The 22,389-nt window shown below is 68.1% G+C and carries 17 protein-coding genes and 1 pseudogene; 14 read left to right on the top strand and 4 right to left on the bottom strand.

What is annotated here, in order from left to right; translation table 11 throughout:
- The first annotated feature begins 8 nt into the window (after positions 1-8).
- Positions 9-1,274 carry a tyrosine--tRNA ligase gene (tyrS, locus tag G6N20_RS07460; RefSeq protein WP_083046416.1) on the top strand — a complete coding sequence of 422 codons (1,266 nt, stop codon included), beginning with the start codon at positions 9-11 and terminating at the stop codon, positions 1,272-1,274.
- On the opposite strand, the pseudogene G6N20_RS21935 reads toward tyrS, so the two are convergent.
- Positions 1,269-2,720 (bottom strand): annotated as a pseudogene (locus G6N20_RS21935) (TfuA-like protein); the annotation flags it as partial. The gene tyrS and the pseudogene G6N20_RS21935 sit on opposite strands and share 6 nt — an antisense overlap.
- Positions 2,717-3,979, bottom strand: a complete 1,263-nt coding sequence (locus G6N20_RS07450; protein ID WP_083046415.1) for a YcaO-like family protein — start codon at positions 3,977-3,979, stop codon at positions 2,717-2,719. The pseudogene G6N20_RS21935 and the gene G6N20_RS07450, both read right to left, overlap by 4 nt.
- 504 nt (positions 3,980-4,483) lie before the next feature.
- Between G6N20_RS07450 and G6N20_RS07445 the strand changes: the two genes are divergently transcribed.
- The 13 genes from G6N20_RS07445 (at position 4,484) to G6N20_RS07385 (ending at position 18,009) form a co-directional block, all read left to right on the top strand.
- Positions 4,484-4,867 carry a DUF732 domain-containing protein gene (locus tag G6N20_RS07445; protein ID WP_083046414.1) on the top strand — a complete coding sequence of 128 codons (384 nt, stop codon included), beginning with the start codon at positions 4,484-4,486 and terminating at the stop codon, positions 4,865-4,867.
- A 52-nt stretch (positions 4,868-4,919) separates the two neighbouring features.
- Positions 4,920-5,756, top strand: a complete 837-nt coding sequence (locus tag G6N20_RS07440; protein ID WP_179961523.1) for a tetratricopeptide repeat protein — start codon at positions 4,920-4,922, stop codon at positions 5,754-5,756.
- A 1-nt stretch (position 5,757) separates the two neighbouring features.
- The gene (locus tag G6N20_RS07435) at positions 5,758-6,759 is read left to right on the top strand and encodes an HAD-IIA family hydrolase (RefSeq protein WP_083046413.1); all 1,002 of its coding nucleotides are present in this window, start codon (positions 5,758-5,760) and stop codon (positions 6,757-6,759) included.
- Between the two features lie 24 nt (positions 6,760-6,783).
- On the top strand, positions 6,784-6,972 hold the full coding sequence (locus G6N20_RS07430; protein WP_083046412.1) for a hypothetical protein: 189 nt from the start codon (positions 6,784-6,786) through the stop codon (positions 6,970-6,972).
- Between the two features lie 7 nt (positions 6,973-6,979).
- Entirely contained in the window at positions 6,980-7,789 is an 810-nt protein-coding gene (locus G6N20_RS07425; RefSeq protein WP_083046411.1) for a TlyA family RNA methyltransferase, read from the top strand.
- Positions 7,786-8,709: an NAD kinase gene (locus G6N20_RS07420; RefSeq protein ID WP_083046410.1), complete on the top strand. Its 924-nt coding sequence runs from the start codon at positions 7,786-7,788 to the stop codon at positions 8,707-8,709. Before G6N20_RS07425 ends, G6N20_RS07420 begins: the two co-directional genes overlap by 4 nt.
- 11 nt (positions 8,710-8,720) lie before the next feature.
- The gene (gene recN / locus G6N20_RS07415; protein ID WP_083046468.1) at positions 8,721-10,472 is read left to right on the top strand and encodes a DNA repair protein RecN; all 1,752 of its coding nucleotides are present in this window, start codon (positions 8,721-8,723) and stop codon (positions 10,470-10,472) included.
- A gap of 172 nt (positions 10,473-10,644) precedes the next feature.
- A complete protein-coding gene (steA, locus tag G6N20_RS07410; protein ID WP_083046409.1) occupies positions 10,645-11,826 on the top strand; it encodes a putative cytokinetic ring protein SteA in 1,182 nt (393 codons plus the stop codon).
- 12 nt (positions 11,827-11,838) lie between these two features.
- Positions 11,839-12,786 carry a copper transporter gene (locus tag G6N20_RS07405; RefSeq protein WP_083046408.1) on the top strand — a complete coding sequence of 316 codons (948 nt, stop codon included), beginning with the start codon at positions 11,839-11,841 and terminating at the stop codon, positions 12,784-12,786.
- A 109-nt stretch (positions 12,787-12,895) separates the two neighbouring features.
- The gene (locus G6N20_RS07400) at positions 12,896-14,647 is read left to right on the top strand and encodes a CTP synthase (protein WP_083046407.1); all 1,752 of its coding nucleotides are present in this window, start codon (positions 12,896-12,898) and stop codon (positions 14,645-14,647) included.
- The gene (locus tag G6N20_RS07395; protein ID WP_083046406.1) at positions 14,640-15,263 is read left to right on the top strand and encodes an NUDIX domain-containing protein; all 624 of its coding nucleotides are present in this window, start codon (positions 14,640-14,642) and stop codon (positions 15,261-15,263) included. The genes G6N20_RS07400 and G6N20_RS07395 overlap by 8 nt, the downstream gene beginning before the upstream one ends.
- Positions 15,260-16,201, top strand: coding sequence for a site-specific tyrosine recombinase XerD (gene xerD, locus G6N20_RS07390; protein WP_083046405.1), 942 nt, complete (start codon positions 15,260-15,262; stop codon positions 16,199-16,201). The genes G6N20_RS07395 and xerD overlap by 4 nt, the downstream gene beginning before the upstream one ends.
- A gap of 26 nt (positions 16,202-16,227) precedes the next feature.
- Positions 16,228-18,009, top strand: coding sequence for an amidohydrolase (locus G6N20_RS07385; RefSeq protein ID WP_083046404.1), 1,782 nt, complete (start codon positions 16,228-16,230; stop codon positions 18,007-18,009).
- Between the two features lie 231 nt (positions 18,010-18,240).
- On the opposite strand, the gene G6N20_RS07380 is transcribed toward G6N20_RS07385, so the two are convergent.
- Positions 18,241-21,471, bottom strand: a complete 3,231-nt coding sequence (locus G6N20_RS07380; protein WP_408632558.1) for a DEAD/DEAH box helicase — start codon at positions 21,469-21,471, stop codon at positions 18,241-18,243.
- 97 nt (positions 21,472-21,568) lie between these two features.
- Positions 21,569-22,321 (bottom strand): O-methyltransferase, encoded by a 753-nt coding sequence (locus G6N20_RS07375; RefSeq protein ID WP_083046402.1) that lies wholly within the window; start codon positions 22,319-22,321, stop codon positions 21,569-21,571.
- Positions 22,322-22,389: the final 68 nt, after the last annotated feature.

Raw genomic sequence — 22,389 nt, 5'->3', positions numbered from 1 at the left:
CTCTTCCCATGATCCTCGACGAGCTGGGCTGGCGCGGGTTGATCGCGCAGTCCACGGACCTGGGTGCACTGGCCGCCGAAGCCCGGCGCGGGCCGATGACGGTCTACGCCGGCTTCGACCCCACCGCGCCCAGCTTGCATGCCGGACATCTGGTGCCGCTGCTGGCGTTGCGGCGCTTTCAGCGCGCGGGTCATCGTCCCATCGTGCTGGCGGGCGGGGCCACCGGCCTCATCGGTGACCCGCGTGACGTCGGGGAGCGCGGCCTCACCCCGGCCGACACCGTCGCCGAATGGACCGAACGGATCCGCGGCCAGCTGCAGCGCTTCGTCGACTTCGACGACTCACCGACGGGCGCGATCGTGGAGAACAACCTCGAATGGATCGGCGCACTGTCGGCGATTGAGTTCCTGCGTGACATCGGCAAGCACTTTTCGGTCAACGTGATGCTGGACCGCGACACCATCCGGCGGCGGCTGGCGGGGGAGGGGATCTCCTACACCGAATTCAGCTACCTGCTGCTGCAGGCCAACGATTACGTCGAACTGCACCGGCGCCATGGCTGCGTGCTGCAGATCGGCGGTTCGGATCAATGGGGCAACATCATCGCCGGGGTTCGGCTGGTGCGCCAAAAGCTCGGTGCCACGGTGCATGCGCTCACGGTTCCGTTGGTGACCGCCGCCGATGGCACCAAGTTCGGCAAGTCCACCGGCGGCGGCAGTCTGTGGCTGGATCCACAGCTGACCAGCCCCTATGCCTGGTACCAGCACTTTGTCAACACCGCTGACGCCGATGTCATCCGCTACCTGCGGTGGTTTACCTTCTTGACGGCCGACGAGCTGGCCCAACTGGAACAGGAGACGACCGAGCGTCCGCAGCTGCGCGCCGCCCAGCGCCGGCTCGCGTTCGAACTCACCGGGTTGGTGCACGGTAGGACGGCAGCCGACGCGGTCGAGCACGCCAGCCGGGCGCTCTTCGGTCACGGCGAGCTGGCTCGCCTCGACGAGGCGACCTTGGCCGCGGCGTTGCGCGAGACACCGGTCGCCGAGCTCAAGCCGGGCAGTCCCGACGGGATCGTGGACCTGCTAGTGGCCACCGGCCTGTCGGCCAGCAAGGCCGCGGCGCGGCGCACGATCAGCGAGGGTGGGGTGTCGGTCAACAACATTCGCATCGATAGCGACGAATGGGTGCCGCAGACATCGGATTTCCTCTACGGCCGCTTCCTGGTGCTGCGCCGCGGCAAGCGGACCATCGCCGGGATCGAACGGGTCGGATAGGGCCGGGGGACCCAGGGTGCCGACCGTGATGGACGGCAACCGGTCGTCGGCGGCGGCCACCGCGAACAAGGTGCCCGCGGTGTAGAAGGCATCGTCGGTCATCAGGCCGCGCATGGCCAATTCGACGCGGTCCACCGGGGTGCCCCACCGCTTGCCGAACAACACCTTGAGCTGTGCCGGATCCGGTCGGCGCAGATTCAGCTGTGGCTTCCGGCGGGCCAGGCCGTCACGCAGCGCCAGGGCCCGTGCCGCCAGCGCGCGCCATTCGGGCAGCCGGGGGTCGGCACGCAAGAGGTCGAGGAAGTGCTGGATGGCTGGCAGCGATCGGGCGAAGAAGAGTGTGCGCGTGGTCAGCCGCGCCGAGACCGCAATCGGATCGTCGCACAGGGTTCGGTTTTCCTCGGCGGTGAGCCAGTACGATCGGACCGATTCGGGAAAGCCCGATTCGTCAATGATCCCGGTCGCCAAAGCGAAGCGGTGGGCCACCAATTCCAGAGCCCGTTGGTAGGACTCGGCGGGCATCGCTGCCGCCGCTGCGGTGGCACGCTCACGCACGCTGCCGTCCAGGTCGGGACGCATCGAGGTGCAGTACCAGGCAGCCACTTGCTCCAGCGCGGGCAGGTATGCCCATCGATCGGTCGCGCACAGGCTCAGCAATGCAAGCACATCGACATCCGGGACGTCGATGACCGACTCGCCACTCTCGGTGGTCACCGCCACCGGCGTCGGTGGCGCCCACCGTTGCCGCCAGCGCTGTGACCACACGGTCGGCGGCGGCGCCGGCCGGACAGCGACATCTCTTCGGGCCCGACCGATCTCGTTGAGCGCGAGCACCGCATCGGCATGTTTGACGTCGACCCGTATCGACCGCAACCGGCGCGCAAGACTACGGCTCTCGGGGGCATCGACCGCGTCCAGCAGGCGATCCCAGGTGCGCAGGGTAAACGGCGTGCTGCGGGCCGTGGCGATCAGCCGGTCAGCCAATGACGCCGATAATATCCCGAATTCGACAGCGCGCGAGACGGTTTGACGAATGTTGACCAGCGCATCGACGAACACCGGATAACCGTCCTCGGGATCACCGTGCACCATGCCCACTTCGTCGTCGGCCTCCAGCAGACCGTCCCGGTAGCCCTCGAAGACCCAGCCGTAGCCCTCCATGCCCCACGGATGCAGCTCCGCCGCGCGCAATGCGCCCATGCTGGAGGACCCGGCGACCCGGACACCGTCATCGAGCAGGGCCAGCAATTCCTTGTGCCGCACTGACGCATGCTGGAAGAAGAGTCCGTCGACAATCAGCAGCGTGTCGCCCGGCCGCAGCCCGTATCCGAACGCCTGACCGAACGAAATCGGTGGCACTACTTCGGCATTGGGAACCACAGCGCGGATCTCGTCGGCAGTGATCGTCGGTCCCGCGGTGACCACGAGCCGCCCGCCGGTGGTCATGCGCACCCCTGCAAGGGGGTACGCATGGGCGAACGTATCGACGACGACAACCCGGGGGCGATGACCTTTACGACGGGAACGCAGGCGTCGGCGAAGTCGCATACGACCGCAAGCGGCTCGATTCCGGTCCGGGTGACGATCGCGGTTGCCGCCGAAGCCAGCAGGTCCACCAGCGAGTCGGTGCAGTCGATGTGCCACGGCGTTGGCTCCGCCTCGGGCATCGACTGCATCGACCGGCGGGCCGGTGCGTAGCTGTGCACCCGGGCGAACCTCTGATAGATCGCCGCCGGCAGGTCCTCGCGGGCCCCGCTGATGGCCGTCAGGCGCGACTGCGCCGCTTCGGTGATGGCGCGCGCGAGCGCCACATTGGGGTCGTGATGAAGTCCGCTGCCGCTGAAAGGCACGCCCATCATCGGTGAGGTCAGCTCGGCGGCGAAGCAGGAGAAACCGTCCCAGCAATCGATGCGGGCAACGTGCAGCTGGCTGCCCGCTCGGTGCACCGTGTCGATCAGCTCGGCGCACTCCGAGCGTGCGATGTCGTCGAGTGGCACCCCGAACGAGGTGGAGCCCGGCTGGGCCACGGCCAGCGCGTGACGCTCCATGACCTCGTAGAGCGCGTGCAGGCTGGCTTCGTGATAGCTGTTGCCCGAAGCCAATCCGGTGGTGTCCATGGCGAACATCGGAGGTCCCCAGCAATCGCTGACCGCCACGTTCACCACGGCGGCGAGCCACGGTACCCAGGTTTGGCGGCCGGTCAGCAATGTCGTCGCTATCACCCAGTCGAGTTTGGCGTCGGGGTGGTAGAAGCTGCCGGCCGGGCGGTTGAGGTCAGCCGGGTCATAGGTCAGAGTCGCGACCAGATCCGTTGTAGCCGTGGATAGCAAGTCGGGTGTGAGGTTCTCGACATGCCAGTTTTCCAAGGATTCCATGACGGCCGAGACTTGGGCGGCCCGGTATGTGGTGGCCTTGCCCTGACTGACCGACAAGGTCAGCGAGGCGGGGCGCACCGCCTGGACGGTGGGGATTCCGAGATCGTCTAGCCACGTCAAGTCGGCGACGCGGGTAATGCCGGCCGGTTCCAGCAGCGGTTGGACGGCCAGCCAGGTTTGCTCGGGTGAGATGATGCGGTGGGTGCCTGCCCGATGCCCGATCATGGTGGGGTCGGCCTGGCCCAACACCCGTGCCGGCCAATGCGACCAATCCGGGCCCACCGGTGCTGTCGCTGGTCGGCCAGCGCCGACCCGGGGCAGTTCGGACATCGCTGCACGCTGTTTCGTTCGGGCGCTGACGGTGCGCAGGGGAGGTTCGGCGGGGATCTCGGACTTGGGGGGATGGGAGGCGATGAGACCCCCGCCGAAGGTCTTACCGGCCGGCGTCGTCGGCGTGGAACGCCGGGGCCGTGTAAGCGATCTCGCTTTCGCAGAACAGGATTTCGTGGGCCATGGGATTACCTCCTCCTCACTTCCGTGCGGTAGCCGGAGCGGAAGTGTCGTGCTTTGCCTGAAGACCCATTCTCGGAGACCTTGGAGCTCGCTGCCATCCCACGAATAGTCGTTGGCGAGAGGAAAATTGGATCCTCCAATGGCATGATCGCGGTGTCCACCGATCGGCGGACAGCCCGCCCGGCGGACGGCCGTCGGCCACGAAACGCGTTAGTGGGCGAACCTTTACCCCATTGTGCTGCGAATGTGACTCTTGTTGAGCACTGTTGTCACGGTGATTGACCTGGCACAGGCGCAATAGCTGACGGTGAGAAACGGAAGATGACGGCACAGCCAGACTGCGGGGCACGGACCCGGCGAGCGGGTCGGCAGGCGACGGCTCTGCTGGTGCTGACCGCCGGGGTGTTCGGCGCCGGCGCCGGTTGCGCGGCGCCAATCCAGGCCGACATGATGGGCAACGCGTTTCTCACCGCGCTCAACAACGCGGGCATCCCCTACAGTCAGCCGGCCAACACGATGGCGCTGGGCCGGTCGGTCTGCCCCATGGCGGTTCAGCCGGGCGGGACATTCGACGCCATTGCGTCCACACTGGCCGACAACAACGGCATGTCCCGCGATGCCGCGAGCGCGTTCACCATCGTCGCGGTGGCCACTTTTTGCCCGGCGCTGATCTCCCCGCTGCTGCCCCACCGGCTGCAGGCCTAGCCCCGCGCCCGGTGTTTGTGAGCGCCTCGAAGGTGGTCGTAACCTCTACCAAGTGGTCGACGACAGGCATGGTCGCGGCGGTGCGCGTCGGTCGAGATCGGGATCCGCGGACGAGCATCGCGGTGCATGGCGTGGCCGTGACGGCTCCCGGTCGGGTCCGGGCCGGGCGCGTTCAGCGCGTTCCGCCCAGCCCCGGCCGATGTCCGCCGACGGCGATCGGGCAGTCGAGGACGGGCCCACGATCCCGCCGGGGATCGACGCCCGGCAACTGTCGCCCGAGATCCGTCGCGAGCTGAGCACCCTGGACCGGGCCACCGCCGACGCGGTGGCACGCCACCTGGTCGCCGCCGGTGAATTGCTCGACGAGGACCCCCAAGCCGCCCTAAGTCACGCGCGTGCGGCCCGGGCCCGATCCAGCCGGATCGCCGCCATCCGTGAAGCCGTCGGCATCGCCGCCTATCACTGCGGCGATTGGGCCCAGGCGCTGGCCGAACTGCGGGCCGCGCGGCGGATGGGCAGCAAGTCCTCGTTGCTTGCGCTCATCGCCGATTGCGAACGCGGTCTTGGCCGACCACAGCGGGCCATCGAACTGGCGCGCGGACCCGAGGCGGCCCAGCTCAGTGGCGACGACGCCGACGAGCTGCGCATCGTCGCCGCCGGCGCGCGCGCCGATCTCGGGCAGCTGGAGCAGGCGCTGGTCGTGCTGTCGACGCCGCATCTCGACCCCGCCCGCACCGGTTCGACGGCGGCGCGGCTGTTCTACGCCTACGCCGAAACCCTGCTGGCGCTGGGTCGCGGCGATGAGGCGCTGCAATGGTTCCTGCGGTCTGCGGCGGCAGATACCGAAGGCGTGACCGACGCCGAAGACCGGGTCAGCGAGCTTGGCTGAAGTGAAAAGCATTGCGCAGGAACATGATTGCCTGCTGATCGATCTGGACGGAACGGTCTTTCGCGGCCGTCAGCCCACCGTGGGCGCGGTCCAGTCGTTGGCCGGGGTTGCCAGCCGCAAGCTGTTCATCACCAACAACGCGTCGCGCAGCGCCGAGGAGGTCGCCGCGCACCTGCGCGAGCTCGGCTTCACCGTCACCGCCGAGGACGTCGTCACCAGCGCCCAAAGCGCCGCCCACCTGCTGGCCCGGCAGCTGTCGCCGGGTGCTCGGGTGCTGATCGTCGGGACCGAGGCGCTGGCCGACGAAATCACCGCCGTGGGGCTGTGTCCGGTGCGACGCTTCGACGACCGCCCCGTCGCCGTGGTGCAAGGCCTGTCGATGACCATCGGCTGGCCGGACCTCGCCGAGGCGGCGCTGGCCATCCGCGCGGGCGCGGTGTGGGTGGCGGCCAATGTCGATCCGACGTTGCCCACCGAGCGGGGCCTGCTGCCCGGTAACGGGGCCATGGTGGCCGCGCTGCGCACCGCCACGGGCGCGGAGCCCCGGGTGGCGGGCAAACCGGCGCCACAGTTGATGACCGAGGCGGTGGGCCGGGGAGATTTCCGCTCGCCGCTGGTGGTCGGCGACCGGCTGGACACCGACATCGAGGGCGCCAACGCCGCGGGGCTGCCCAGCCTGCTGGTGCTCACCGGGGTCAACACCGCGCGGGACGCGGTGTTTGCCCAGCCGATCCGGCGGCCCACCTACATCGGCCACGATCTGCGCTGCTTGCACCAGGACGGCACACTGCTCGCGGTCGGACCCCAGCCGGGTTGGCGGGTCGAGGTCGACGCCGGCACGGTAACGGTCACCGCCAATCGCGACCAGCCGGGCGATGACCTGTCCATCGTGCGCGCCGTCGCCACCGCGGTCTGGGACGCGCACCGGCCCCCGAGCATCGAGGCCGGCGACCACCAAGCACGTCAGGCCCTGCAACGCTGGTCCCTGATGCGCAGCGACTAGTCGGCAACTAGCGTAGGGAGCGCAATGACCATCGATCCTGACCAGATTCGCGCGGAAATCGAAGCCCTACTCGCCGAGCTGCCCGACCCTGCAACTCTGCAAGCCGACGCCGAAAACGGGCCGTCGCTCGCCGAGCTGGAAGACATCGCACGACGGCTATCCGAGGCGCACGACGTGCTGTTGGCGGCCCTGGAGTCAGTGGAGAAGGGCTGAGTGCAGGGTGGCACGACGCGCCCGCGTTGACGCCGAGCTGGTCCGGCGTGGGCTCGCGCGATCCCGTCAGCATGCCGCGGAGTTGATCGGCGCCGGCAAGGTGCGCATCGACGGCCTGCCGGCCGTCAAGCCCGCGACGACGGTCGCGGCCACGGCGGCGGTGACCGTCGCGGCCGACGCCGAACGCCGCTGGGTGTCGCGCGGCGCCCACAAACTCATCGGTGCGCTGGACACCTTCGAGATTGCTGTGGCTGGCCGGCGCTGCCTGGACGCGGGCGCGTCCACGGGAGGGTTCACCGAAGTTCTGCTGGACCGTGGCGCCGCCCAAGTGGTCGCCGCCGATGTCGGTTACGGCCAGCTGGCCTGGTCGCTGCGCAGCGATCCGCGCGTGGTGGTCGTCGAACGGACCAACGTTCGCGACCTGGCGCCCGCGGCCATCGGCGGGCTCGTCGACCTGGTGGTGGCCGACCTGTCGTTCATCTCGCTGGCCACCGTGCTGCCGGCGCTGATTGGCTGCGCTTCGCCGGGCGCCGATATCGTTCCTTTGGTGAAACCGCAGTTCGAGGTGGGCAAGGGCGAGGTCGGCACCGGCGGGGTGGTCCGTGACCCCCGGCTGCGTGTGGCGTCGGTGCTCGCCGTGGCGCGCCGTGCCGGCGAGCTGGGTTGGCGCACCGTCGGCGTCACCGCCAGCCCGCTACCAGGACCGTCGGGCAACGTCGAATACTTTCTGTGGTTGCGCGCGCAGACCGATCGCTGGCTGGTGGGCGATGCGCTGGCCACCGCGGTCCGGCGCGCCATCGAGGGGGGGCCACGGTGACGGCTCGACGCACGGTTCTGCTGGTCGTCCACACCGGGCGAGACGAAGCGACCGAAACGGCGCGGCGTGTCGAGAAAGTCCTGGGCGACAATGGGATTGCGCTTCGCGTGCTGTCCGCGGAGGCGGTCGACCGGGGCTCGCTGCACCTTGCTCCCGACGACATGCGCGCCATGGGAGTCGAGATCGAGGTGGTCAACGCGGACTCGCATGCGGCCGATGGCTGCGAACTGGTGCTGGTGCTCGGCGGCGACGGCACCTTCCTGCGGGCCGCCGAGCTGGCGCGCAACGCCAGCATCCCGGTGCTGGGCGTCAACCTGGGCCGGATCGGTTTTCTGGCTGAGGCCGAGGCCGAGTCCATCGACGCGGTGCTGGAGCACGTGGTCGCCCGGGATTATCGAGTGGAGGAGCGGCTGACGTTGGATGTGGTGGTGCGCCAGCAGGGCCGTGTCATCAGGCAGGGATGGGCGCTCAACGAGGCCAGCCTGGAAAAGGTGCCGCGGCTCGGCGTGCTCGGCGTGGTCATCGAAATCGACGGCAGGCCGGTGTCGACGTTCGGCTGCGACGGCGTGCTGGTGTCGACGCCCACCGGGTCCACCGCCTATGCGTTCTCCGCGGGCGGTCCGGTGCTGTGGCCCGACCTGGAAGCGATCCTGGTGGTGCCCAACAACGCGCACGCCCTGTTCGGCCGGCCGATGGTCACCAGCCCGAATGCCACCATCGCGATCGAGATCGAGGCGGATGGTCATGATGCCCTGGTGTTTTGTGACGGCCGCCGCGAAATGCTGATACCGGCCGGCAGCCGAATCGAGGTGACGCGCTGCGCTACCCCGGTGAAGTGGGCGCGGCTGGACAGCGCGCCGTTCACCGACCGGCTGGTGCGTAAGTTCCGGTTGCCGGTCACCGGCTGGCGTGGACAGTGACGGCGCTGCGGGTGCTTACCGAAATACGAATCGAGTCGTTGGGCGCGATCAGCGCCGCGACCGCCGAATTCGGTCGCGGCCTGACCGTCTTGACCGGCGAGACCGGCGCCGGCAAGACCATGGTGGTGACCGGGCTGCACTTGCTCGGCGGGGCCCGCGCCGACGCCACCCGCGTCCGGTCGGACGCCGATCGCGCGGTCGTTGAAGGTCGTTTCACCACAACCGATCTCGACGACGCGACGGCCGCGCGGCTGGATGCGATGCTGGACTCGTCGGGAGCCGAACGCGACGAAGACGGCAGCGTGATCGCGTTGCGCTCGGTCAGCCGTGACGGACCGTCCCGCGCCTACCTCGGGGGTCGCAGCGTGCCCGCCAAGGCGTTAACCGGTTTCACTAACGGGCTGCTGACGCTGCATGGGCAGAACGACCAGCTGCGGTTGATGCGGCCCGAGGAGCAGCGCGGCGCGCTGGATCGCTTCGCGGCCGCGAGCCCGGCGCTGGAGCATTACCGCAGGCTGCGCGATGCGTGGCTGTCGGCGCGCCGCGACCTGCGCGACCGCCGCAACCGGGCCCGCGAACTCGCCCAGGAGGCGGACCGGCTGAAGTTCGCGCTGCACGAGATCGACGCCGTCGACCCGCAACCGGGTGAGGACGATGCGCTGGTCGCCGACATCATTCGGCTCTCCGAACTGGACACCCTGCGCGAAGCCGCGGCCGGTGCCCGCGCCGAGTTGTCCGGGATCGCCGAGGACTACTCCGCGCAATCGGCCACCGAGCGCCTGGCCCGGGCGAAAGCCGCCCTGGCAGCGACAGACGACGCCCGGTTGCGGGCGGTGGCAGCCCAGCTGGACGAGGCGCTCGCGGTGGTGGTCGATGCGGGCCGCGAACTCGGCGACTACCTCGAGCAGCTGCCCGCCGATGCCAGCGCGCTAGACGCCAAGCTGGCCCGCCAGGCGCAACTGCGCACGCTGACCCGCAAGTACGCCGCCGACATCGACGGGGTGCTGCGGTGGGCGCAGGAATCCCGACAACGGCTGGCGCAACTCGATGTCTCCGAGGAGGGGTTGGCGTCGCTGGAACGTCGTGCGGATGAGCTGGCACGCCAATTAGCAAACGCCGCAGTCAATCTCAGCACGATCCGCCGCGATGCGGCCAACCGGCTGGCCGAAGCCGTCACCGCGGAGCTGTCCGCCCTGGCGATGGCCGACGCCGAGTTCACCATCGGCGTCACCACCGATAGGGCCGAGCACGGCGACGCCGCCGCGCTGCGGTTGCCCTCCGGCGAGCTGGCCCGAGCCGGCAGCGACGGCATCGACCTGGTCGAATTCGGGTTCGCGGCACACCGTGGGATGACGGTGCTGCCGCTGGCCAAGAGCGCGTCCGGCGGCGAGCTGTCCCGGGTGATGCTCGCCCTGGAGGTGGTGCTGGCGACATCGCGGAAGGAGGCGGCCGGCGCGACGATGGTGTTCGACGAGGTCGACGCCGGCGTGGGCGGGCGGGCGGCGGTGCAGATCGGACGGCGGCTGGCCCGGCTGGCCCGCACCCACCAGGTCATCGTCGTCACCCACCTGCCGCAGGTCGCCGCGTACGCCGACGTGCACCTGGTGGTGCACAGCCGCGACGGCGCCAGCGGTGTGCGCCGGCTCAGCGGCGACGACCGGGTGGCCGAGCTGGCCCGGATGTTGGCCGGGCTCGGCGAGTCCGACAGTGGCCGCGCGCATGCCCGCGAACTGCTCGACGCCGCGCAGAACGACGAGATCTGAGTGCGAGGGCGCATGTTTATACGGCGACACGCCGCATAACCCGTACAACTGGGGACGCTCGCGCGGCGGCCGCTGCATGAATGTGTTACAGATGTGATGCCATTTAACTTATGGGGCTAATGTTACGGCGCGCCTCCCCGCTGGAGGCGCGCTTCACCGACAGAATCGCCCCATGAAGATGTCCGCGCTGCTGTCCCGTAACACCGCCCGGCCGGGTCTGGTCGGCACCGCACGCGTCGACCGGAACATCGACCGGCTGCTGCGCAGGGTCTGCCCGGGAGACATCGTGGTGCTCGACATCCTGGACCTGGATCGGATCACCGCCGACGCGCTGGTGGAGGCCGACGTCGCCGCGGTGGTCAACGCGTCGCCGTCGGTCTCGGGCCGCTACCCCAACCTGGGCCCGGAAGTGTTGGTCAACAACGGTGTCACCCTGATCGACGAAACCGGCCCGGAGATTTTTAAGAAGGTCAAAGACGGCGCCAAGATTCGGTTGCACGAGGGCAGCGTGTACTGCGGAGACCGTCGCCTGATTCGCGGTACCGAACGCACCGACCACGACATCGCCGACCTCATGCGCGAGGCCAAGAGTGGATTGGCGGCACATCTGGAGGCGTTCGCCGGCAACACAATTGAGTTCATCCGCAGCGAGAGCCCACTGTTGATCGACGGAATCGGCATCCCCGACATCGATGTCGACATGCGCGGCCGCCATGTGGTGATCGTCGCCGAGGAGCCCGGTGCCGCGGATGACCTGAAATCCCTCAAACCGTTCATCAAGGAGTACCAGCCGGTGCTGGTCGGTGTCGGCACCGGCGCGGACGTGTTGCGCAAGGCCGGATATCGCCCACAACTCATCGTGGGCGACCCCGACCAGATCAGCACCGAAGTGCTCAAGTGCGGTGCGCAGGTCGTGCTGCCGGCCGATGCCGACGGTCATGCGCCCGGCCTGGAACGGATTCAGGATCTTGGCGTCGGGGCGATGACGTTCCCCGCCGCCGGCTCGGCAACCGATCTTGCGCTGCTGCTGGCCGACCATCACGGCGCCGCGCTGCTCGTCACGGCCGGCAACACCGCCAACATCGAGACGTTCTTCGACCGCACCCGGGTGCACAGCAACCCGTCGACCTTCCTTACCCGGCTGCGGGTGGGGGAGAAGCTGGTGGACGCCAAGGCCGTCGCCACCTTGTACCGCAACCACGTCTCGGGTGGGGCCATAGCGCTGTTGGCGCTGACCATGTTGATCGCCATCATCGTCGCCCTGTGGGTGTCGCGCACCGACGGCGTGGTGCTGCATTGGATCGGCGACTACTGGAACCGCTTCACACTCTGGGTGCAAAACCTGGTCTCCTAGAACGGCGTGCTCATGATCTCGCTTCGCCACCACGCGATTTCGCTGGCCGCGGTCTTTCTCGCCTTAGCCGTGGGAGTTGTGCTGGGTTCCGGCTTTTTCTCGGACACCGTGCTGTCCACCCTGCGCAACGAGAAGGGCGACCTGGCAGCCCAGATCAACAAGCTCAACGACCAGAGAAACTCGCTGAACGAGAAGCTCAGCGCGGCAAGCAATTTCGATATGCAGGTGGCTGGCCGGATCGTGCACGACGCGCTGGCCGGCAAGGCGGTCGTCGTCTTCCGAACCCCCGACTCCACCGACGATGATGTCGCCGCGGTGTCCAAAATCGTCGGGCAGGCCGGGGGTTCGGTGACCGCGACGGTATCGCTGACCCAGGAGTTTGTCGAAGCCAACTCCGCGGAGAAACTTCGTTCGGTGGTGAACTCCTCGATTCTGCCGGCTGGTACGCAGTTGAGCGGCAAGTTCGTCGATCAGAGCTCGCAGGCCGGCGATCTGCTCGGCATCGCCCTGCTCAGCAACCCGTCGACGCCGGCCGCCGCGGGAGTCGACGCCGCCCAGCGCGACACCGTGCTGGCGGCACTGCGCGAAACCGGGTTCATCACCTACCGACCCGGCGACCAGGTCGAGGCGGCCAACGCCGCCATCGTCATCACCGGCGGAGCGCTCCCCACCGACGCCGGCAACCAGGGAGTCAGCGTGGCGCGCTTCGCGGCCGCGCTGGCACCGCACGGCGCCGGCACCGTGCTCGCCGGCCGGGACGGTTGTGCGACGGGGAACGCCGCGGTCGCCGTGGCCCGCGCCGACGCCGGGATGGCGGCGGCGATCAGCACCGTCGACGATATCGACGCCGAACCCGGACGCATCACGGCGATCCTGGGCCTGCACGACCTTGTCACCGGCGGTCATCCGGGCCACTACGGCAGCGGTCACGCAGCGACGTCGGTCACCGTCCCCCAATAGGGTCCCGGTAGGGCGTGTTCCCGGCGCCGCGGCATCGCGGATGTTAGGGTGGGTTTCCGTGGGTCGGCAGGCCCAACCCAAGCCCTGCCCGTCTTCACGGAGGTCGCCAGTGCGTAGGCACCCGCACACCGCCACCAAGCACCTCTTCGTCAGCGGTGGCGTGGCTTCCTCGCTCGGTAAAGGGCTGACCGCAAGTAGCCTTGGACAGCTGCTGACCGCCCGCGGCTTGCATGTCACCATGCAGAAGCTCGATCCCTATCTCAACGTCGACCCGGGAACCATGAACCCGTTCCAGCACGGTGAAGTCTTCGTCACCGAGGACGGCGCCGAGACCGACCTCGATGTCGGGCACTACGAGCGGTTCCTCGATCGCGATCTGTCCGGTTCGGCGAATGTGACTACCGGGCAGGTGTATTCGACGGTCATCGCCAAGGAGCGCCGCGGTGAATACCTGGGCGACACGGTGCAGGTGATCCCGCACATCACCGACGAAATCAAGCGGCGAATCCTGGCGATGGCCGAACCCGACGCCAACGGCAACCGCCCAGACGTGGTCATCACCGAAATCGGCGGCACCGTCGGCGATATCGAATCGCAGCCGTTTCTGGAGGCGGCACGCCAAGTCCGGCACTATCTGGGCCGGGAGGACGTGTTCTTCCTGCACGTGTCGCTGGTTCCCTACCTGGCGCCATCTGGCGAACTGAAGACCAAGCCGACACAGCATTCGGTGGCGGCGTTGCGCAGCATCGGTATCACTCCGGACGCGCTGATATTGCGCTGCGACCGCGATGTTCCCGAAGCGCTGAAGAACAAGATCGCGCTGATGTGCGACGTGGACATCGACGGCGTCATCTCCACTCCCGATGCACCCTCGATCTACGACATCCCCAAGGTGCTGCATCGTGAGGAACTCGACGCGTTTGTGGTGCGCAGGCTCAACCTGCCGTTCCGCGACGTCGACTGGACCGAATGGGACGACCTGTTGCGCAGGGTTCATGAGCCGCAGGAGACGGTACGAATTGCCTTGGTGGGCAAGTATGTTGAACTGTCCGATGCGTACTTGTCGGTGATCGAGGCGTTGCGCGCCGGTGGCTTCAAGCACCGCGCCAAGGTCGAAATCCGCTGGGTGGCATCCGACGATTGCGGGACCCCCAGCGGCGCGGCGGCGGCGCTGGGCGATGTCCACGGGGTGCTGATTCCCGGTGGTTTCGGCATCCGGGGTATCGAGGGCAAGATCGGTGCCATCCGCTATGCCCGAGCCCGCGGGTTACCGCTGCTGGGGTTGTGCCTGGGTCTGCAATGCATCGTGATCGAGGCGGCGCGCTCGGTCGGTCTCACCGAGGCCAACTCGGCCGAATTCGAGCCGGACACACCGCATCCGGTTATCTCCACGATGGCCGATCAGGAACAGATCGTGGCCGGCCAGGCAGATCTGGGTGGCACCATGCGGCTCGGCTCCTATCCGGCCGTGCTGGAGCCGAATTCGATTGTGGCACAGGCATATCAGTCGACTCGGGTATCCGAACGGCATCGCCACCGCTACGAGGTCAACAATGCTTACCGGGACAAGCTTGCCGAAAGCGGCCTACGAATTTCGGGTACGTCCCCCGACGGACACTTGGTGGAGTTCGTCGAATACCCGCCGGATCAGCACCCGTTCATCGTGGGCACCCAGGCCCACCCCGAGTTGAAGAGTCGGCCCACCCGGCCGCACCCATTGTTTGTCGCATTCGTCGGAGCGGCCCTGGAGTACAAAGCGGCCGAGCTGCTGCCGGTGGAGATCCCCGAGCGAGTGCCCAACGGCAGCCAGCACCGCGACGGCGTCGCCCAGCAGCTACCCGAACCCGTGACTCGTGGCTGACCACGTTTTCAAGCGGGTATCGTCTGAAACCCTTTATCAGGGAGCCATTTTTGCGCTGCGGCGCGACCAGGTGCAGATGCCCGGCGGCAGCATCGCCACCCGTGAAGTCGTCGAGCACTACGGTGCGGTGGCCATTGTGGCGATGAACGACGACAACCACATCCCGTTGGTCTACCAATACCGTCACACGTTTCAGCGGCGGCTCTGGGAACTGCCGGCTGGGCTGCTGGACGTCGCCGGGGAGCCACCCCATCTGACCGCCGTGCGGGAACTCCGGGAGGAGGTCGGGCTGCACGCCGGCACCTGGCGGGTGCTGGTCGACCTCAACACCGCTCCCGGCTTCAGCGACGAATCGGTGCGGGTCTTTCTGGCTACCGACCTCAGCGCGGTCGACCGGCCCGAAGCCCATCACGAAGAGGCCGACATGACGATGCGCTGGTTTCCCATTGCGCAGGCGGCCCAGCTGGTGCTGACCGGTGAAATCGTCAATTCCATTGCCGTTGCCGGGATTTTGGCCGCCCACGCGGTCACCACCGGCTTCGCCCAGCCGCGCCCCCTGGACACCGCGTGGATTGACCAGCCGAAGGCGTTCGCCGCGCGCAAGGCCATGCGATGACAGCGGTTGACCTGCAGACGCAATTACAGGGTTACCTTGACCATCTGACCATCGAGCGGGGCGTTGCGGCAAACACGTTGAGCTCCTACCGGCGCGACCTGCGCCGCTATCTGCGGCACCTGGCGGAGCGGGGAATCAACGATCTGGCCAAGGTCGGCGAGGACGACGTCAGCGAATTCCTGGTGGCGCTGCGGCGCGGCGTTCCCGAATGCGGGGCGCCGGCACTGTCTGCGGTGTCAGCCGCACGCGCGCTCATCGCGGTGCGCGGGTTGCACCGGTTCGCCGCCGCCGAGGGGCTGGCCGAACGGGACGTGGCGCGGGCGGTGCGGCCACCGACACCGGGCCGGCGGTTGCCCAAGAGCCTGACGATCGACGAGGTGCTGGCGCTGCTGGAGGGCGCCGGCGGCGACAGCCCCGCCGACGGACCCCTGACCCTGCGCAACCGGGCGCTGCTGGAACTGTTGTACTCCACCGGTTCGCGGATCTCGGAGGCCGTCGGTCTGGACATCGATGACATCGACACCGCGTCCCGGTCGGTGTTGTTGCGCGGCAAGGGCGGTAAGCAGCGGCTGGTGCCGGTGGGGCGCCCGGCGGTGTACGCGTTGGACGCCTATCTGGTGCGTGGACGTGCGGACCTGGCTCGCCGCGGTCGCGGCACCCCGGCCATCTTTCTCAACGTCCGCGGCGGCCGGCTGTCGCGGCAAAGCGCGTGGCAGGTGTTGCGGGACGCCGCCGAGCGGGCCGGCATCACCTCGGGTGTGTCGCCCCACATGCTGCGCCATTCGTTCGCCACCCACCTGCTCGAGGGCGGTGCCGATGTCCGGGTGGTGCAGGAGCTGCTGGGTCACGCCTCGGTGACCACGACGCAGATCTACACCCTGGTCACCGTCCACGCGCTGCGCGACGTGTGGGCCGAAGCCCATCCCCGGGCGCGTTAGCGTTGCCGCTCACGAGGAAGGATCTCATGTGCACCAACTGCCAGCTCATGGCGGCGTTTGAGGAAAACACGGTGTCGAGCATCGGTGAGTTGGGCGGGGCCGGATCGGCGGCGCGAGCCGACGGCCGCACCGGACCGGCCGACTCGGCGTCGGCCTCCGACGGCGTGGCAACAGTCGTTTTCCGCCGCGGCGCCGTCTACACGCTCGACCCGTCGTCGCCGTGGGCAGAGGCCGTCGCGGTGCGCGGCCGCCACATCGTGGCCGTCGGCTCGAACGCCGAGGTCTCGGCACGGATCGGGCCGGCGACCCGAGTCGTCGAGCTTGACGGGCGGATGCTGCTGCCCGGGTTCGTCGAAGCGCACATCCATCCGATTGTCGGTGCCTTCTTCACGCCGGGCGTCGATCTGCAGTTGCCGTCCCGATCCGACGCGCTCGCCGCGATCTCCGCGTATGCGCGCGACAATCCATCGGGCACGGTAAGGGGATTCGGATGGCGCGTCGACATGTTCCCGCCCGACGGGCCCAGCCGCAACGACCTGGACCGCATCGTGCCCGACCGGCCGGCGGTGTTGTTCTCCATCGACGCCCACAGTGCGTGGGTGAACAGCATGGCACTCGAGATAGCGGGCGTCACCAGCGAAACCCCAGACCCCGTGCCTGGATTCAGCTTCTATCAACGCGATCCCGCCGGCCACCCTACCGGCTATGTGCTGGAGTTACCGGCCGTGCTTGGGATCGTCGGCGCAATCGAGCCGGTCACCAAAGCCGCGATGACGACGCTGCTCGCCGATTGGGCGCCCAGGGCCGCGGCCGCCGGGATCACCGCGGTGTTCGACGCCGGGATGCCGCCGGAGGGTAACGACCCCGACGGGTTGGCCACCGTCTACACAGACCTGGAACGGCAAGGGCGGCTGCCGTTCCGGGTGGTGGTATCGCACATCGTCAAGGCGCCACCGATCGACGACGCGGTGGCGCGGACGGTTGCGTTGCGCCAACGCTTCGCCACCGAGCTGGTCAGGGGTGGCGTGCTCAAGATCATCGGCGACGGCACCGCCGAGGGGCACACGGCATATCTGCTGGCGCCGTACGCCGACAAGCCGGATTCGATTGGTCAGTCACCGTTCTCGGAGGACGACTGGCGGCGGCTGGTCGTTGATGCCGATGCGGCGGACATTGACGTGCACGTGCATGCGATCGGCGACCGCACGGTGCGCGTTGCGCTCGACGCGATCGAGGCGGCGATCAAGACAAACCCGCCGCGCGAGCGCCGGCACTCGATCGCGCACCTGGTCTACGTCGACGACACCGATGTGCCGCGATTTGGGGAGCTCGGTGTGATCGCCCAATTCTCCGGCAACTGGATGTCCGCCGACCCGAGCACGGTCGATATCGCGCTCGAACGCTACGGGCCGCGCCGACAGCAGCGGTTCTTCCGGCCCCGCGCGGTGCTCGAGACCGGTGCCACGATTGCGTTTGGGACCGACTGGCCGGCCGCAGGGTACTTCTCGACCTACAAGCCGCTTGACGCGGTGCAGATCGCGGTGACGCGTCAACTCATCGGACGACCCGATGCGCCCATCCTGGAGCCGGCCGACCAGCGGCTTGATCTGGCGCAGGCCCTGCACGCCGCCACGCTGGGTGCCGCCCGCCAGCTACGCCTGGACGGCGCGGTGGGATCGGTACAGGCTGGCAAGCTTGCGGATCTTGTGGTGTTGCGCCGCAACCTCTTCGACGTATCCGCTACCGATATCGCATCGACGCCCGTCGACATGACCATGATGAACGGAACCTTCACACACGGTGCCTGACGCTCGGCGGCAACGCTGAACGCACCGACGTCGGGAGGAAACGGGAACGCGATGACGAGTGCTCGGCTGCCGAGGCTCCTGCCCTGCAAGATTGGGACGCTCTCCCCGCGTTGCACCTCACAGGTGAGTTCGGTTACCCGGAATCACCTGTGGTACCGGCACATTCACCACCGCCGTTCCGATTCCCCTGGCGACTGAACCTCGACGCATGGGGCGCGCCCTAGCCTCCGCTCAGGCGAGCAGTCCGCGGATATCGTCGGCGGTGAGCGCGGAACCGAAGGCGTTGCCGTCGTCGATGACGCTGGCGAACAGCTTGGCCTTACGGGCGCTGAGGGCGATGACCTTCTCTTCGATGGTGTCGCGGGCGATCAGCCGGTAGACCATGACGTTGCGGGTTTGGCCGATCCGGTGGGTGCGGTCGATCGCCTGGGTCTCGGTGGCCGGGTTCCACCACGGGTCCAGCAGGAAGCAATAGTCGGCCTCGGTGAGGTTCAACCCAAACCCGCCGGCCTTCAAGCTGATCAGGAAAACCGGCGCTCCCCCCTCCTTGAACCGCTGGATCACCTTGGGACGGTTGCGGGTGCGCCCATCCAGGTAGCAGTAGTCGACGCCCTCGGCGTCGAGGCGATCACCCACCCGGCGCAGGAAGCGGGTGAACTGGCTGAACACCAGCGCGCGGTGACCGCCGTCGGCGACGTCGCGCAGCTGCTCGGTGAGCACGTCGACCTTCGCGCTGGCCAGGGTGTCGTGCGCGGGGTCGACCAGCCCGGGGTGCAACGCCATCTGGCGCAGCACGGTCAGGGATTTCAGGATGGTGAAGCGGTTGCGCTCGATGTCATCGAGCAGGCCGAGCACCTTCTGGCGTTCCCGTTGCAGCCGCTTGTCGTAGAGTGTGCGGTGCCGGGCAGGCAGTTCGATGTCGAGGACCTGCTCTTGCTTGGCGGGCAGCTCGGCGGCCACCAGCTCCTTGGTGCGGCGCTTCACCAGCGGTTTGATCCGGCGGCGAAACAGGGCGAGGAGCTCTGGGTCTCCGGTCCGTTCGATGGGCTTGGCGAAGTAGTCGGCGAACGTGACCGGGTTGGGAAACAACCCCGGCGCGGTGATCGACAGCAGCGACCACAGCTCCATGAGGTTGTTCTCCATCGGTGTGCCGGTGATCGCGATCTTGACGGGCGCGAGCAGCCGGCGGGCGCACTGATAGGTCTTGGCGTGCCGGTTCTTCACATACTGGGCTTCGTCGAGGATCAGCCCGGACCAGGATCGGGCGGCGTAGGCGTCGAACTCGAGCCGGAACAGGGTATATGAGGTGATAACGATGTCGGCACCCGCGGCCAGCTCCCGCAGGTCGGCACCGGCGCGACGGAGGGTATCGGTGATCGCGACCGCCGACAGTTTCGGCGCGAACCGCGCAGCCTCGGCGGCCCAGTTCGCCAGCACGCTCGACGGCGCTACCACCAGGAAGGGATCTGGACACGAATTCCGTTGTCGGACATGGCAGATCAGGGCTAATGATTGCACGGTCTTGCCGAGACCCATGTCGTCGGCCAAGATCCCGCCGAGCCCATGGGTGTACAGCGTCGCCAGCCAGGAGAACCCGTCGGCCTGATAGGGCCGCAGCTGGGCGCGCAGGCCACGCGGCACCGGAACGGGCGCCACACCCTGCAGAGCGCGCAGCCCGTCGACCTGGCGTCGCCATTCCTCGGCCTGGCGGGTGACCACGCCGAGTTCGGCGAGTTCGTCGAAGAGCCCGACCTGAAACCGGCTGATCCGGGGCGGCCCCTGCTCGGCGTCGGTGAGTGCGCGGGCCTCCTCGATCAGCCGGCGCAGCTTGACCAGTTCCGGCTTGTCCAGCGCGAAGTAGGCGCCGTCGGCAAGCAGCAGGTGCGACTGCCCGGACGCCAGCGCGGTGAACACGGTGACGAACGGAACCTGTTTGCCCTCAACGCTGATCGTCACGCCCAGATCGAACCAGTCGGTCTCGCCGGGGACCGCGTCGGTGGTCACCGCGATCACCAGCGAGCCCCCGGCCTCCCGATAGTCGACGGGGGTGCCGGTCACCTCCAGCGCGACGTCGGGCAGCGCGGCCAGCAGCGGCCGCAGCTCGGTGGCGAAACGCATCGTCTCCAGACCCGACAGCCGCGTGCCGCCGATGAGAGCGCCGTCGGCGGCGCGTAGCCCGAACCGCTCCAGCGGGGCGTCGATGCTCAACGCAACCTGGTGCTCGGCGTCGCGGTCGCGGTAGCCCGCATCGCGCGGTGAATCCACACGCACGCGAAAGTCGCTGTCGCCCACCCGATACGCCCACTCCCACGTCAACTCCAGCTGGTGCTCATCCCGGTAGTCGGCGCACAGCACCAGCGTCGGCCCGGTGATCGTCGGCGGCGCGAACGACTCGTCCGACGACGTGATCGCCGCGATGTGCCGCAGCCCGGGGTAGTACTCGGTGGCGAAGCGCGCGGCTTCGTTGGCGGGAATCACCAGGGATTGACCGCCGAGCGCCCGGCGTTGCAACGCCGGCGGGGCCGGGGCGTCCAGCCGCGCCAGCCGCAGCCCGCCGTCGGTGTAGACCACACCGTGGCCCGACGACCCGATGAATGCGATCGGCCGTGCCGGCGCGTCGCCGACCTGAAGCACGGGGGCGACCGTGAGGTCGCCGGACTCGTCGGTGGTGACGTCGAGGCACAGCCTGGCCGTGGAATACGCCGGCACCTCGTGGTGCGCTCCAGCCTGCAGCAGCCGCACCCCGATGCGGCGCGCCTCGTCCAGCAGCGGCCACAACTGGGGCGACTCAAACTTCAGCAGCGAGATCGCTTTGACATCCGGGTACGAATAGCCGTAGTAGCCAGTCGAATTCGTCGCCGATGCCCGGTAGGCCGCGTAGAACTCGTGCACGAGGTGAAGATGAGCGTCGGGATAGCCGCAGTGGCGCAGCGCGGCTACCCGACTCCAGCTCAGATCGGCGGCTACCCAGCCGCCACGTTTGCCCGGACGTACCAGCCGGGCGTCCAGACCGTTCGCCGACCGGCTGAGCTCGATAGCCAGCGGTATGCCGACGGGGCTGCCGGGCGCAGATCTCGGTAACAGCTCGTCTAGCGACGCGCGCCAGGTCGGAGGGCTCGGCGGCGCGCCAGCCATCGCGCCTTTGGCGGGCGTTGCGGTGATGCCGGTGGCCGCGATGAGGATCGCCGCCACATGCTTGCAATCGAACCGCATGGGGCAGGTGCACAGCCCGAGGGTGACCCGCCGGGTGTCGGCGCGGTCCGCCGACAGATGCACGGTGGTGGTGTAGCTGCGGCCCCGGTTACCGCGAACGCTGCCGACCAGGGCGTCATCGTCCGGATCCCACAGGCAACGCACCACCCGTCCCTCGCGGGCATACGCCCTCCCGCGGCGATAGGTGTCGGCGCCTAGCCGTGCGTGGGCATCGTCAAGGTCGATCGACGGATACATCGATGAGTGCACGCCCGCACCGTATCGACCCGGCCCGACAGAACCGCCCAACCACGCCGCCGGAGGCGCGAAAGTGGTGCAGATGAGGTTGGGGATTCTGCTGTGACGATCAGCCCAAGTACTCGGACTCCAGCACCAGATCCGGCACCAAGGTCTGATATTCCAGGTGCGTCTCGTGCTCGACGGTGTCCCATAGCCGGCCCTGTTGGCGACGCATGTATGCCCGGTACTTCGGCGCGCCCGGCACCTTGACGTTATCGGCGACCACGATGGAGCCGGCATGCAGCCAACCGCGGTCCAGGATGGCCTGCAGGTCGTCCAGGTAGGCCTTCTTGTCGTGATCGAGGAACACGAAATCGAGTGTGCCAGTGCTGAATCCGTGCTCCATCGCCAGCGCGTCGAGGGTGCGTCCGCCGTCGCCGATGGTGCCCACCACGCAGGTCACCCGGTCGGCAACGCCGGCATGAGCCCAGATCTGGCGGGCGTTGACGGCGTTGGCTTGGGCAAGCTCGACGGAGTACACCTTGGCCGTGGGAGCGGCCCGCGCGATCCGCATTGCGCCGTAGCCGCAGTAGGTGCCCAACTCCAACGCCAGTGCCGGATTGGCCCGGCGCACCGCGTCGTCCAGCAGCCGACCCTTCTCGTCGCCGACGTTGATCAGGATCGACTTTTCGTAGGCGAATTTGTCGATGGTGGCCAGCATGTCGTCGATGTCTCCGGCCCGCGCGTGCCGCAGGACATACTCGACGGCCGCCGCTTCCCGGCCGTCTCCGATCTGGCCCGTCGTGGTGATGTTGCGAATACCGGGTAGCAACCGCCACACCGACCAGCGCAGCGGAGCGATGCGTGCTTTGAAGTTCATCAGTTGCCAGCGTACGGGTTGCGCGGTGTTAGCATCATTTGCTGAGAAAAGCTAGTCCGACACGCTCG

The organism is Mycobacterium shinjukuense, from assembly GCF_010730055.1.
Taxonomy (GTDB): Bacteria; Actinomycetota; Actinomycetes; order Mycobacteriales; family Mycobacteriaceae; genus Mycobacterium; species Mycobacterium shinjukuense.
This window is presented reverse-complemented; position numbering and strand designations above follow the sequence as displayed.